General features: G+C 57.6%; 9 protein-coding genes. 3 read left to right on the forward strand and 6 right to left on the reverse strand.

Features of this window, described 5'->3' with window-relative positions:
- Positions 1-53: 53 nt before the first annotated feature.
- From NQ519_RS06905 to NQ519_RS06915, 3 genes are all read left to right on the forward strand, one after another.
- The gene (locus NQ519_RS06905) at positions 54-2,150 is read left to right on the forward strand and encodes a S46 family peptidase (protein WP_019151902.1); all 2,097 of its coding nucleotides are present in this window, start codon (positions 54-56) and stop codon (positions 2,148-2,150) included.
- Positions 2,151-2,303: 153 nt separating this feature from the next.
- A complete protein-coding gene (gene metG, locus NQ519_RS06910) occupies positions 2,304-4,346 on the forward strand; it encodes a methionine--tRNA ligase (RefSeq protein WP_019151901.1) in 2,043 nt (680 codons plus the stop codon).
- 49 nt (positions 4,347-4,395) lie between these two features.
- The gene (locus tag NQ519_RS06915) at positions 4,396-5,409 is read left to right on the forward strand and encodes a branched-chain amino acid aminotransferase (RefSeq protein ID WP_019151900.1); all 1,014 of its coding nucleotides are present in this window, start codon (positions 4,396-4,398) and stop codon (positions 5,407-5,409) included.
- Positions 5,410-5,518: 109 nt separating this feature from the next.
- Here the strand turns inward: NQ519_RS06915 and mnmG are convergent, their stop codons facing one another.
- Genes mnmG through pheS form a run of 6 tightly spaced genes read right to left on the reverse strand, consistent with a single transcriptional unit; the run spans position 5,519 to position 12,827 of the window.
- Positions 5,519-7,477, reverse strand: a complete 1,959-nt coding sequence (gene mnmG, locus NQ519_RS06920; protein ID WP_019151899.1) for a tRNA uridine-5-carboxymethylaminomethyl(34) synthesis enzyme MnmG — start codon at positions 7,475-7,477, stop codon at positions 5,519-5,521.
- Positions 7,474-8,367 (reverse strand): hypothetical protein, encoded by an 894-nt coding sequence (locus NQ519_RS06925; RefSeq protein ID WP_019151898.1) that lies wholly within the window; start codon positions 8,365-8,367, stop codon positions 7,474-7,476. Before NQ519_RS06925 ends, mnmG begins: the two co-directional genes overlap by 4 nt.
- Positions 8,368-8,377: 10 nt before the next feature.
- A complete protein-coding gene (gene ybeY / locus NQ519_RS06930) occupies positions 8,378-8,815 on the reverse strand; it encodes an rRNA maturation RNase YbeY (protein WP_019151897.1) in 438 nt (145 codons plus the stop codon).
- A 57-nt stretch (positions 8,816-8,872) separates the two neighbouring features.
- Entirely contained in the window at positions 8,873-9,991 is a 1,119-nt protein-coding gene (locus tag NQ519_RS06935; RefSeq protein ID WP_019151896.1) for a murein hydrolase activator EnvC family protein, read from the reverse strand.
- Between the two features lie 6 nt (positions 9,992-9,997).
- Positions 9,998-11,788 carry a tetratricopeptide repeat protein gene (locus tag NQ519_RS06940; RefSeq protein WP_019151895.1) on the reverse strand — a complete coding sequence of 597 codons (1,791 nt, stop codon included), beginning with the start codon at positions 11,786-11,788 and terminating at the stop codon, positions 9,998-10,000.
- A gap of 13 nt (positions 11,789-11,801) precedes the next feature.
- Positions 11,802-12,827 (reverse strand): phenylalanine--tRNA ligase subunit alpha, encoded by a 1,026-nt coding sequence (pheS, locus tag NQ519_RS06945; RefSeq protein ID WP_019151894.1) that lies wholly within the window; start codon positions 12,825-12,827, stop codon positions 11,802-11,804.
- Between the last annotated feature and the right edge of the window lie 75 nt (positions 12,828-12,902).

A 12,902-nucleotide genomic window follows, 5' to 3' on the forward strand; every position in this document is an offset into this window, starting at 1 on the left:
TTTAATTCTTTTTCTTTTTTATAAAAATCTAATTGAAAAAATAATAAGAAAACATGAAGAAACTCTTTTTACTCTTTGCTGCTGCGTGCGTCACCTTTTCAGCCGCGGCGGACGAGGGCATGTGGATGCTGCCCTACCTCCAGAAGATGAATGCCAAGGACATGAAGGCCCGCGGCTGCAAACTCTCGGCCGAGGAGATTTACAGCATGAACAACTCCTCGCTGAAGGATGCCATCGTCATCTTCGGAGGCGGCTGCACGGGCGAGATCGTGTCGCCCGACGGACTGCTCTTTACCAATCACCACTGCGGCTACGGGTCGATCCAGGCCCTGTCGTCGGTGGAGCATGACTATCTGAAGAACGGCTTCTGGGCCATGTCGCGCGCCGAGGAGATTCCCGCTCCGGGGCTCAAAGTGCGCTTTATCCGCAAGATCGTCGATGTAACGTCCGACGTACTGGGCGCCGTGCCCGACATCGCCGGCGGCGAGGAGCGTTCGCGCCTGGTCGCAGAACATGCGGAGGCCGTGAAGAGCCGCTTCGAGGCGGAGAACCCAGGCATGGAGATTTCGGTGAAACCCTTTTTCGGAGGCAATCAGTTCTTCGCCTTCGTGATCGAGGTCTTTTCGGACGTGCGGCTGGTCGGCACGCCCCCGACGTCGATCGGCAAGTTCGGCGGTGACACCGACAACTGGATGTGGCCGCGTCATACGGGCGATTTCTCGATCTTCCGGGTCTATGCCGGACCCGACAACAAGCCGGCCGACTATGCGCCCGAAAACCGCCCTTACAAGGCTGAAAAATTCCTGAAAGTCTCGCTGAACGGCTACGACGAAGCCGACTTCGCGATGATCATGGGTTTTCCGGGATCGACGCAGCGTTACATGACCTCCTACGAGATCGACCGGATGCTGGAGGTGGAGAATCCCCAGCGCATCTTCATCCGCGGCGAGCGGCAGACGATCCTCAAGGAGGATATGGCCGCCAGCGACAAGGTCCGCATCCAGTATGCCTCGAAATACGCCCAGTCGTCGAACTACTGGAAGAATTCGATCGGCATGTCGCGCGGCATCAAACGGCTGGATGTAAAGGGCCGCAAACAGGAGCAGGAGGCCGCTTTCCGGGCGTGGGCCGCCAAGAACACGCTGCCGACCGAGGGCTATGTGGATGCGCTGGACAAGATCCGCGAGTCGGTGGAGGAGACGCTTCCCTCGTATGCGTCGTTGCAGTATTTGCAGGAGGCATTCCTTCGGGCCGTGGAGATTCTTACCCCGGCGCGCTATTCGGGTTCGCTGAAAGGCGCTGAGCTGGAGAAGGCCCTGAAAGGTTTCTATAAGGACTATAACATGCCCACGGACCGCCGTGTCGCCAAGCGGATGTTCCGGATCGTCAAGGAGAACTGCAAAGAGCTGCCTTCGGTCTTCGCCGAGGTGATCGACAAGCGTTTCGGCGGCGATACGGATGCCTATGTGGATTATCTCTACGACAATTCGGTCTTCGCCGACGAACAGCGGGCGCTGGCAGCCGTCGCTTCGGGCAAGGAGCTCAAGGAGGACCCGGCGGCGGTGCTGAGCGAGTCGATCGTCGGGAAGATGCGCGAACTGAGCAAGGCCCAGAAGGAGGGGCGTCAGAAATACGCCGACGGCCACCGTCTTTACATCGCGGGTCTGATGCGCATGCAGCCCAAGAAAGCGTGGGCTTCTGATGCCAATTTCACGATCCGTCTGACCTATGGACGCATACTGCCCTACAACCCCGCGGACGGCATCCGTTACAACTATTATACGACGCTCAAAGGCGTGATGGAGAAGGAGAATCCCGAAAATCCGACGGAATTCACCGTGCCTGCGAAGCTCAAGGAACTCTATGCCGCCAAAGATTTCGGCCGTTACGCCAATGCCAAGGGGGAGCTTCCGACCTGCTTCCTGGCCGACTGCGACATCACGGGCGGTAACTCGGGATCGCCGGTGCTCAACGCCAAGGGATCGCTCATCGGACTGGCTTTCGACGGCAACTGGGAAGCGATGTCGGGCGATGTGGCCTTCGAACCCGAATTGCAGCGCACGATCGCCGTGGATGTGCGTTACGTGCTCTTCGTGATCGACAAGTTCGCCGGTGCGGGCTGGCTGCTCGACGAGTTGCAGTTCGAATAGAGACCGGATTTTCCGGTGAGATAGAGAAGGCGTGCCCGGCGGGGTGCGCTTTCTTTTCTTTGAACCTTTCATAAAATATGCGCTTTTCGTTCCCGATTCTCTTAAAAATTAGTAATTTTGACAGAAATTAGTAATACTGTATCTATTTTACATATGGCAAAAGAGTTCAAACGCTACCTCGTGACATCCGCACTCCCTTACGCCAACGGCCCCGTGCACATCGGCCATCTGGCGGGAGTTTACATACCTTCGGACATCTACACCCGTTACCTGCGGCTCAAGGGCTGCGACGTGATTTCGGTCTGCGGGTCAGACGAACACGGCGTACCCATCACCATCAAGGCCCGCAAGGAGGGCGTCACGCCCCAGCAGATCGTGGACCGTTACCACGCGCTGATCAAGAAATCGTTCGAGGGGCTGGGAATGTCGTTCGACATCTATTCGCGGACCTCGTCCGAAACCCATGCCGAGACCGCTTCGGCCTTTTTCCGGAAACTCTACGACGAGGGCAAGTTCATCGAAAAGACCTCGATGCAGTATTACGACGAGGAGGCGCAGACCTTTTTGGCCGACCGTTATATCGTCGGTACGTGCCCCAAGTGCGGCAATGACCGCGCCTACGGCGACCAGTGCGAGAAGTGCGGCTCTACCCTCTCGCCCGACGAGCTGATCGAACCCCACAGCGCTGTGTCGGGGTCGGTGCCCGTGAAACGCGAAACGAAGCACTGGTACCTGCCGCTGGACCGTTATGAGGAGTTCCTCCGCGAATGGATTCTGGAGGGGCACAAGGAGTGGAAAACGAACGTTTACGGGCAATGCAAGAGCTGGCTCGACGGAGGGCTTCAACCGCGTGCCGTCAGCCGCGACCTCGACTGGGGCATTCCGGTTCCCGTGGAGGGCGCCGAGGGCAAGGTGCTCTATGTGTGGTTCGATGCACCGATCGGTTATATATCTGCTACAAAGGACCTTACGCCCGACTGGGAGAAATACTGGAAGTCGGAGGACACCAAGATGGTGCACTTCATCGGCAAGGACAACATCGTCTTCCACTGCATCGTGTTCCCCTCGATGCTGAAAGCTCACGGCAGTTATATTCTGCCCGAGAACGTGCCGGCCAACGAATTCCTGAACCTCGAAGGTGACAAGATTTCGACCTCGCGCAACTGGGCCGTGTGGCTGCACGAATATCTCGAAGAGTTCCCCGGCAAGGAGGACGTGCTGCGTTATGTCCTGTGCGCCAATGCTCCCGAAACCAAGGACAACGACTTTACGTGGAAGGATTTCCAGGCCCGCAACAACAACGAACTGGTGGCTGTGCTGGGCAATTTCGTCAACCGGGCGCTGGTGCTGACGCAGAAATACTACGGCGGCAAGGTCCCGGCCTGCGGCGAGCTGAACGATTACGATCGTCAGACTATTTCCGAAGTGGCCGCCGTGAAGGCTTCGCTGGAGGCCAATATCGAAAATTACCGTTTCCGCGAGGCGCTGAAAGACGCCATGAACATCTCGCGCATCGGCAATAAATACCTCGCCGACACCGAACCGTGGAAGGTGATCAAAAACGATCCGAAACGGGTGGAGACCATTCTCAATATCGCCCTGCAAATTACGGCGAATACGGCCATTGCCATCGAACCTTTCATGCCCTTCTCGGCAGCGAAGATCCTCGGGATGCTCGCCGTGGAGAAATTCGGCTGGGAGCGGCTGGGAGCGATGGACCTGATTCCCGCCGGACACACGATCGGTGAACCTGCCCTGCTGTTCGAAAAGATCGAAGACGACGTGATCCAGCGCCAGTTGGACAAACTCGCTGCGACGAAGGCCGCTAATGAAGCCGCCGAAATGAATCAATCTGTTGAACCTCAAAAAGATACGATTCAATTCGACGATTTTCAGAAAATGGATATTCGCGTTTCGACGATTCTGGAGGCCGAAAAGGTGGCCAAAACCAAAAAATTGCTGAAACTGACGGTCGATACGGGTATCGACAAACGGGTGATCGTATCGGGAATCGCCGAACACTTCACGCCCGAAAAGCTTGTCGGTAAACAGGTCCTCGTATTGGTGAACCTCGCTCCGCGCGAATTGAAGGGCATACTCTCCAACGGTATGATCCTAATGGGCGAAGATGCGTCGGGAAAATTGCGTTTGTTACAGCCCGGAGAACCGACCAACAACGGGGCTGTCGTCGGATAGGCGAAAAATGAATCGTATGAATTTTGGAATTTTTTAACACTGATTTGATATGGAAACAACAGATTGGAGCGCCTTGGGTTTTGATTATTGCAAAACCGATTGGAATGTCCGCTACTCTTACACCGATGGCAAATGGAGCCCGATGGAGGTTACGCAGGACGAGTATATCAAGATGCACATGTCGGCTTCGTGCCTGCACTACGGCATCGAACTCTTCGAAGGTCTGAAAGCCTTCCGGGGCGTTGACGGAAAGGTCCGTCTTTTCCGCGTCGCCGACAATGCGCGGCGTCTCCAATCGTCGGCCGAGCGTCTTTGTCTGCCGGTGCCTTCTGTCGAAATGATCGTCGATGCCTGCGTCGAAGTCGTCAAACGCAACGAGCGTTTCATCCCTCCTTACGGGACGGGTGCTTCGCTCTACCTGCGTCCGGTGATGTTCGGAACGACGGTCGGATTGGGTGTTAAACCTGCCAAAGAAGCCTTGCTGATCGTTTACTGCTCGCCCGTGGGCGCCTATTTCAAGGGCGGTATCAAGCCTATTCGTGTCGCTGTCGATCGTGAACAGGACCGCGCTGCTCCACGTGGAACAGGCGATGTGAAGGTCGGCGGCAACTATGCGGCCAGCCTGCTTTCAGGAGAAAAGGGACATGAACTGGGTTATTCCAATATCATGTATCTCGATGCCGCCGAGCATAAATACATCGAAGAATGCGGTGCTGCGAACTTTTTCGGTATCAAAGACGGTAAATATATTACTCCGAAATCGCCTTCGGTGCTTCCTTCTATTACTAATATGAGTCTTCGTCAGCTTGCCCGCGATATGGGTCTGACTGTCGAAGAACGTCATATTCCGGTCGAAGAACTGGCTACTTTCGAGGAGTGCGGCGCCTGTGGAACAGCGGCGGTTATCTCCCCTATCGGGTTTGTTTACGATATGCAGACCAAAGCCGAGTATAGCTACGGCGAGGAAGTCGGTAAAACTTGCCTGGAACTTTATACCCGTTTGCAGGATATTCAATACGGCCGAGCTGAAGATAAATATAGCTGGTGTACGGTTGTATTATAGTTTTACTTTTGATGATTTGATAAGGGCCGCCCGAAAGGCGGCCCTTATTGTTTTGCTCCACGTGGAACGTTTACTGTGTTATCTTTATCTATTGTTCCACGTGGAACCTTTATCGACCGAATTTTATTAGTAAAACATTCACGTCGGCTGGGGAAACTCCGGGAATTCTCGACGCCTGCCCTATCGTTGTCGGCCGAATCCGCGAGAGTTTTTGACGGGCTTCGATGGTCAGCGAATTCATCGAATGAAAGTCGAAATCGCTCGGAATGGCGATATTTTCGAGGCGACGGAGTTTTTCGGCGATGAATTTCTCGCGTTCGATATAGCCTTTGTACTTGATCTGTATCTCCGCCTCCTCGATCATTTCGGCGTTCATTTCATTATCGGCGATGAATTTTTTCAGCTTCGGAAGAACTCTTTGCAGCGATTCGAAGGTGACATTGTTGCGCATCAGGATGTCGTAGAGCTTCCTGCCCTGCGTCAAAGGCTCTGAATTTACCGATTTCAAATAGTCGTTGATTTCGGCTGCTTTGATGCTCTGCCGGCGTGCGAACTCTACAAGCGATTCTACGAGCGTATTTTTTTTGACGAAATGGTCGTATCTTTTCTGCGGAATCAGTCCGATTTCGTATCCTAACGGAGTAAGTCGGATGTCGGCATTGTCCTGCCGGAGCAGGATACGATACTCGGCCCGCGAGGTGAACATCCGGTAAGGTTCGTCAACTCCTTTGGTTACCAGATCGTCGATCAGCACACCGATGTAGGCTTCGTCGCGTTTCAGTACGATAGGCTCCTCCCCTGCCAGCGCCCGGTGTGCATTGATGCCGGCCATCAGCCCCTGAGCTGCGGCTTCTTCGTAACCGGTCGTTCCGTTGACCTGTCCGGCGAAATAGAGTCCCGAAACCAGCTTGGTTTCGAGGGAATGGTGCAGCTGCGTGGGCGGAAAATAGTCGTATTCGATGGCGTATCCGGGGCGATAGATGTGCAAATCTTCGAATCCCTGAATCTTATGCAACGCTTTCCATTGCACTTCCCAGGGCAGCGACGATGAAAAACCGTTGAGATAGTATTCATTGGTCGTGCGTCCTTCGGGTTCCAGAAAGAGCTGATGTTGGTCCTTATCGGCGAAAGTTCGGAGTTTGTCTTCGATCGAGGGGCAGTAGCGCGGACCGATGCCGCGGATGGTTCCGTTGAACAGGGGCGATTGGTCGAAACCGCTGCGCAGGATGTCGTGAACCTCGGTGGAGGTATAGACCAAAAAACAAGGAAGTTGGTCTTTAACCGGCTGTGTATCAGGTGAAAACGAGAATTTGGCCGGATTTTCGTCGCCGTACTGGGGTTCGAGCCGTTCGAAGTCGATGGTCCGGGCATCGAGACGCGCCGGGGTCCCGGTTTTCATGCGTCCGCTTTCGAAACCGATTCGGCGAAGGCACTCGGTGATTCCGTGCGAAGCGGCGTCCCCCGCCCTGCCGCCTTCGGCGTGCGAAGCGCCGCAGTGCATCAGTCCTCCGAGGAAAGTTCCCGAGGTGAGCACGACGGCGCGGCAGGTGAATTCGACGCCCATGCGGGTCCGGACCCCCGTGATACGGTGCGTTTGCGCGGCGGACCGGAGGTTGTCCCGGTTCGGGTCCGCTTCTGCGCACGGGGTGGCCGGTCGTGCAGAATCCGTGCGCAGGGCGTCGTCGAACAGCAGTTCGGTCGCCGCATCCTGCCAGATATAGAGGTTTCGGGTGTTTTCCAGCGTATGCCGCCACTCCTCCGAGAAGCGGGTTTTGTCGCATTGCGCCCGGGGACTCCACATCGCGGCGCCTTTCGAACGATTGAGCATCCGGAACTGGACGGTCGTCAGGTCGGTGATGCGGCCCATCTGACCGCCCAATGCATCTATCTCTCTGACAATCTGACCTTTGGCCACTCCTCCGACTGCCGGGTTGCACGACATGGAGGCCATTTTGCCCATGTCCATCGTGAGCAGCAGCGTGCGCGATCCCAACCGTGCGGCGGCCGAGGCGGCTTCGCATCCGGCGTGTCCGCCGCCGATGACGATGATGTCGTAATCGAGTGTCATTGTTCTTCGATTTTATACTCTTCCGGAGCTTCGCCGGCGGAGGTCGAAGCCTTGCCGGCGATCAGTGCCTCGAAGTCGATCTCGTCCCATTTTACCACGTCTGCGTGCCGTTCGAGGGAGTAGAAATCGACCATATCCATTTCGAGTCCGGTCTCGAAAGGGGCGTAAAGCGCGTGAAAACAGGTTTTATTGTTTTCGTAGCAGAAAGCAAATACAGCTATCTTGCGTACGGTATCCACGATGTGTATCTCCACCCGGTCGATACCCGAATATCCGGCCGATGTCCGGAGACGATAATGCGTGGGGGAGATGCGCTTGGCTGCTTCGATCGGTGACGGACAGGGGCCGTCCATGAATTGCCGGACGAACAGCGAATCGGAAATCCACACCGGATAGGGGGCGAAGCCATCGACGTAATAACGTCCTCCGAAGGAGCGGATCGGCGTCCAGTTGTGCGGCAGATCCTTTAGTGCGGCATGGCGAGGAAGCGGCTCCGGATGGCTTTTTTTGATTCCGTGGAGTATGGAGGTGAATTCGTTCCAGTCCCTCTCGTTCTGCGGCGAAAGGACGGTGAAATTCACATTGTCGGCCGGTTGGGGAGCTCTCCGGATGAAGACCCTGTAATGGTTCGTGTCGCTGCCGATCGGATACTCTTCGACAAAGAGGAACGTCGTGTCCCGCTCCACGAAGGGCCCCCACCGTTTGCGGCCTCCGTTCCGGTAAATCCAGTCCCCGGCATCGCTACCCTCCCCCGCTGGGTCCGGCTTCGCATTCGCTTCGGGGATGCTGAAATCAGCAACGGTCGCATCGGCGGCGCTGTCCGGCGTACGGCGGCCCAGGCAGCCGGCGAAGAGTGAAACGGCGAGAATGAACGGGATGAACTTTTTCATGTGCGGGGCGTTATTTTGCAAAGTTCTCCCAGAATTTCAGGTATTTATCCTCCTTGCGGTGCATCTGCGCATTGGTACGGGGGGTCTTGTCGCCCTGACCGCAGAGGTGCAGCACCCCGTGGACCACTACCCTGCGCATCTCCTGCAACGCCGTGAAGCCGTATTGACGGGCATTGTCGGCCACGGTCTCGACATCGATGAAGATGTCGCCCGAAACGATCCGTGTGCCTTTGCGGTCGCTGTAATCGAAGGTGATAACGTCGGTGAAGTAGTCGTGCCCGAGGTATTGGCGGTTCATCTCCAGCAGGCGCTGCGCCGAGCAGAAGATATAGGTGACATCGCCCAGCGTATAGCCTTCGGCCTGTGCCACCTCGTGCAGCCATCGGGCCGTGAGGCGTTTCTGCGGGAGGCGGTAGGAGCAGTCGTCGGTATAGTATCTGACAGCCATTTTTCGTCGTTGTTAGGTCGTGCCCGTCCCGGGCTTCGGTGCGCAGGGGCGGCGGTTTCACTTGAAACAGTCTTCGGCGCGCATCTTCTGCCCGGGATTGGGCGGGTAGATGCCGAAGACGAGTTTGTATTCGGTTTCCATGGTCATCACGTTGACCGACGAGCCGATGGTTCCCAACTGTGCGTTTCTCGCCACTTTCTGGTCCTTTTCGACGCAGATCGTCCCCAGGTTGGCATAGGAGGTTATGTATTCGCCGTGGGCCACGTAAACGTCGTATTTGTTGGTGATGCGGTTGCGTTTGATGTCAACGACCTTGCCGTCGTAGATCGAGATCACGTGGGCGCCCTTCGGACCCGTGATTTCGGCCATGTTCTCCTTGTAGCGTTTCACGCGCCCGGCCGTGACGGGAAGCCGCAGTCCCGATGTCTTCGTCGAGAACGAGGCGCCTTCGGTGTTGCCCTTCGTGAGCTTGCGCAGTTCGCTGATCGCCACGCCCAGCTGCTGTTCCTGCGACATCTTGCGCTGGAGGGCCTGCTTCTCCTTCTGCGACAGCGAACGGATGCTGGCCTTGGCGTTGCGGGCGTCGCGCTGGAGTTTTGCGCGCTGGGCCGAGAGGCTTCGCGTCACCGAGTCGAGCGACCGTTTGCGGAGGTCGAGCTCCTCCTTTTCGTGACGCACCTGAACGGTCAGTTCCTCGATGTCGCGCAGTTTGCGTTCGCGCAGCGAGGCGACTTCGCGCAGCGCGGTGATCTTGCGGGCTACGTCCGCGAAGTCGCGCGACGAGAAAAGGAAGGTCAAATAGTTGTTGTGCTTGTAGTTGCGGTAGGCTTCGCGCACCATCTCCCCGTATTGGGCACGGTCGCGTTCGAGCGTCGCCGAGAGATTGCCGGCCACGCTGTCCGTGCGGGCTATCTCCTCGCGCAGCAGGCGGGCCTGCTTCTCGGTTTCGTCGAGCAGCTGGTTCCGGGAGTCGATCTGACGCGCCAGACGGCGGACCTGCTCTTCGGTGGCCGAGCGGCCCTTTTGGAGCTTGGAGATCTCCTGCTCCTCGGAGGCGATCCGCTTTTCGAGGGCCGCGATGACCTTTTTCTGCGCCTCGATGCGGCTGTCGTGCTGGGCGGCGGCCGCAAAGGCGAAGAGCAGGAAGACGAGGGTCAGTGTGCGGAAGGGTCTCATGGCGTGTTATTCGGCGGTTTTGGAGCTTTTGGCGGGCTGTTTCAGCCGCAGTTCGATCTGTCGGGCGTCGTAGCCCTTTTCGAGGGCGCGTTTCCAGTAGATTTCGGCCATGAACTGTTCGCCCAGCTCGTGAAGGATGTCGCCGTAGTGGACCATCAGTTCAGGACTCTTCTGCCCGTCGAGCGCCACGGCCTTTTGCAGGACCTTCTTGGCTTCGTCCGTGCGTCCCAGCTTGAAAAGCACCCACGCATGGGTGTCCAGATAGGTCGGATTGTTGTCGGTGAGCGCCACCACGCGGCTCGACATCGAAAGGGCCCGTTCGAGATCGCGCTCCTCCAGCGAGAGGAAATAGGCGTAGTTGTTGAGCACCAAGGGGTTGTCGGGACGGTACGCGAGGCTGCGCTCGTAAGCCTTGTAACACTCCTTCATGGCCTTGCGGTAGGGTCCCGAACGGCCCTCCTTCGCCGTGCGGCTCTCATCCTGTTCGGAGATGCCCGCAGCGGCCTGCTGGTGCCACGTGTCGCCGATCATGCCCCAGATCACGCCCCGCAGCGAGTCGGTGTCGGCGTAGCGGAGCGACTCCTTGTAGGCTTTGACCGCCTGGCCGTACTGCTTCGAGCTGTTCATCACATGCCCTTTCGAGATGTGGAAATCGACCTTGTCGGGGAAGAGTTCCAGCGCCTTGCCGACGTATTTTTCCACCGAATCGGGGTGTTGCAGATAGGTTTCGATGTCGATCACCGTCCGGTAGAAGTCCTCCACGGGCGGACGGTCTCCGAGACGGCTCTTGTAGAGCGTAAGGGCCTGTTCCAGTTCGCCCGAGGCGATCAGGTGGTTGGCGTAGAGCTCCACGACGCGCCGATCCTCGGGATAGCGGATCGCCAGGATCGAGGCCAGGTCGTTCAGCTGGAAATAGTATTCGCGGTAGAAGCGCGTGTCGGAGGTGAATTGTTCGAAGCGCTTGATCTTCGTTTCGAGCGGCAGGGCGTCCGAGAGAAACAGTTTCCGGGTGACGGCCAGCAGCGAGCGGTAATCCTGCCGTCCGGTGTGGAAATCGGCCAGCGACATCAGCGTCTGTACGTTCGTGGAGTCGATCTGCAACGCCCGGCCGTACTCGGCGAGGGCCAGCGAGTCCTTGCCGTCGAGCCCGTAGAGGTCGGCCAGCACGACGTGGTGCTGCGCTTCGTAGGGTGCGGCTTCGACCATCGCACGGGCTTCGTCGATGGCTTTGCCGATCTGGTTCGTGGCCACCAGCATCTGACGTTTCATGGCGCTCAGCAGCGGGATGCGTCCGAAACGCAGCTCTGCCGAATCGAGCGTCGCAAGGGCCATGAACGGCGACCGTTTCTGTTCGTAGAGGGCCGCCACGATGCGGTAGTTGTCCGGGTCCTTCGGGTCGTTCTCCAGCAGGCGGCGGTAGACTTTCAGCGCTTCGTCGAGGCGGTTGGAGATGATCAGCGCCTGTCCGTAGAACTGGTGGTACCATTTGTTCGCGGTGTCGAGCCGGTAGGCGCGGCGGGCCATTTCGACGGCCTCTTCGGGCGACGAATTCAGAAGGTTCCCGGCCAGTTCGTACCACGCCGGGGCATAGGTCGAGTCGTTGCGGACCGCTTCGAGAAACAGTTCCCGGGCCCGGGCCGTGTCGCCCGCGATGATGTTTTGCTTGATGCCCTCGGTGTAGAGCCACACGCTGCGCAGCGAATCGGGGTATCCGGGCGTTTCCGCAGGGCCCTTCCCGGCGACGAACGCCGAAAAGAAGAGCAGGCAGAAAAGCGTTGTCGCTGTCAGGCGTTTCATGGGCGGCGGGGGTTTAGAGCGCTTCGTCGAACTGGTGGAGGAACCGCACGTCGTTTTCGAAATAGAGACGCAGGTCCTTCACGCCGTATTTGAGCATGGCGATGCGTTCAATACCCATGCCGAAAGCGAATCCCGAGTACTTTTCGGGGTCGATTCCGTTGGCTTTCAGCACGTTCGGGTCCACCATGCCGCAGCCCATGATCTCCAGCCACCCCGTGCCTTTGCAGACCGGGCATCCCTTGCCGCCGCAGAGGTTGCACGAAACATCGACTTCGGCCGAAGGCTCCGTGAAGGGGAAATACGACGGGCGCATGCGGATCACCGTCTGCTCGCCGAAGACCTCCTTGGCGAAGTAGAGCAGCGACTGTTTCATGTCGGCGAACGAGACTCCCTCGTCGATGTAGAGACCCTCGATCTGGTGGAAGATGCAGTGCGCACGGTACGAAATGGCCTCGTTGCGGAACACGCGGCCGGGGCAGATGACGCGGATGGGGGGCTTCTGGCGCTCCATCGTGCGGACCTGGATCGACGAGGTGTGCGTGCGCAGCAGGATGTCGGGGTCCTTCTCGACGAAGAACGTGTCCTGCATGTCGCGCGCCGGGTGCTCGGGCGGGAAGTTCAGGGCCGAGAAGACATGCCAGTCGTCCTCGATCTCCGGACCGTCGGCCACGGTGTATCCCAGCCGGGAAAAGACCTCGACGATCTGGTTCTTGACCAACGAAATCGGGTGGCGCGACCCGAGGTGTTCGGCCGATCCGGGGCGCGTCAGGTCGTCCGTCCGGGCGGCGTTGTCCGCCGCGGCGTTCTGCAACTGCTCGCGCAGGGTGTTGATGCGCTCCGTGGCCTCGTTTTTGAGGCGGTTCAGCTGCTGTCCCAACTCGCGTTTGAGCTCGGGGGCAACCGTCTTGAACTCCTCCATCAGGGCGGTCAGCTCGCCTTTCTTGCCGAGGATTTTGATGCGGAAATCCTCGATCTCGGCGGCGGCTTTGGGCTTAAACTCCTCGACTCGTCGGAGGAGTTCATTGATTTTGTCGGTCATATTTTGCTCGTGTTTCTTTTTTGTCTACTTTTGAGAGACATCGTAGTAACGTGCAAAGTTATAAAAAAATTGAGA

The organism is Alistipes senegalensis JC50 (assembly GCF_025145645.1).
Classification (GTDB): domain Bacteria; phylum Bacteroidota; class Bacteroidia; order Bacteroidales; family Rikenellaceae; genus Alistipes; species Alistipes senegalensis.

Coding starts and splice junctions, on each gene's coding strand:
- NQ519_RS06905 (WP_019151902.1), top strand. CDS start 54: ATGAAGAAACTCTTTTTACTCTTTGCTGCTGCGTGCGTCACCTTTTCA.
- metG (WP_019151901.1), top strand. CDS start 2,304: ATGGCAAAAGAGTTCAAACGCTACCTCGTGACATCCGCACTCCCTTAC.
- NQ519_RS06915 (WP_019151900.1), top strand. CDS start 4,396: ATGGAAACAACAGATTGGAGCGCCTTGGGTTTTGATTATTGCAAAACC.
- mnmG (WP_019151899.1), bottom strand. CDS start 7,477: ATGACACTCGATTACGACATCATCGTCATCGGCGGCGGACACGCCGGA.
- NQ519_RS06925 (WP_019151898.1), bottom strand. CDS start 8,367: ATGAAAAAGTTCATCCCGTTCATTCTCGCCGTTTCACTCTTCGCCGGC.
- ybeY (WP_019151897.1), bottom strand. CDS start 8,815: ATGGCTGTCAGATACTATACCGACGACTGCTCCTACCGCCTCCCGCAG.
- NQ519_RS06935 (WP_019151896.1), bottom strand. CDS start 9,991: ATGAGACCCTTCCGCACACTGACCCTCGTCTTCCTGCTCTTCGCCTTT.
- NQ519_RS06940 (WP_019151895.1), bottom strand. CDS start 11,788: ATGAAACGCCTGACAGCGACAACGCTTTTCTGCCTGCTCTTCTTTTCG.
- pheS (WP_019151894.1), bottom strand. CDS start 12,827: ATGACCGACAAAATCAATGAACTCCTCCGACGAGTCGAGGAGTTTAAG.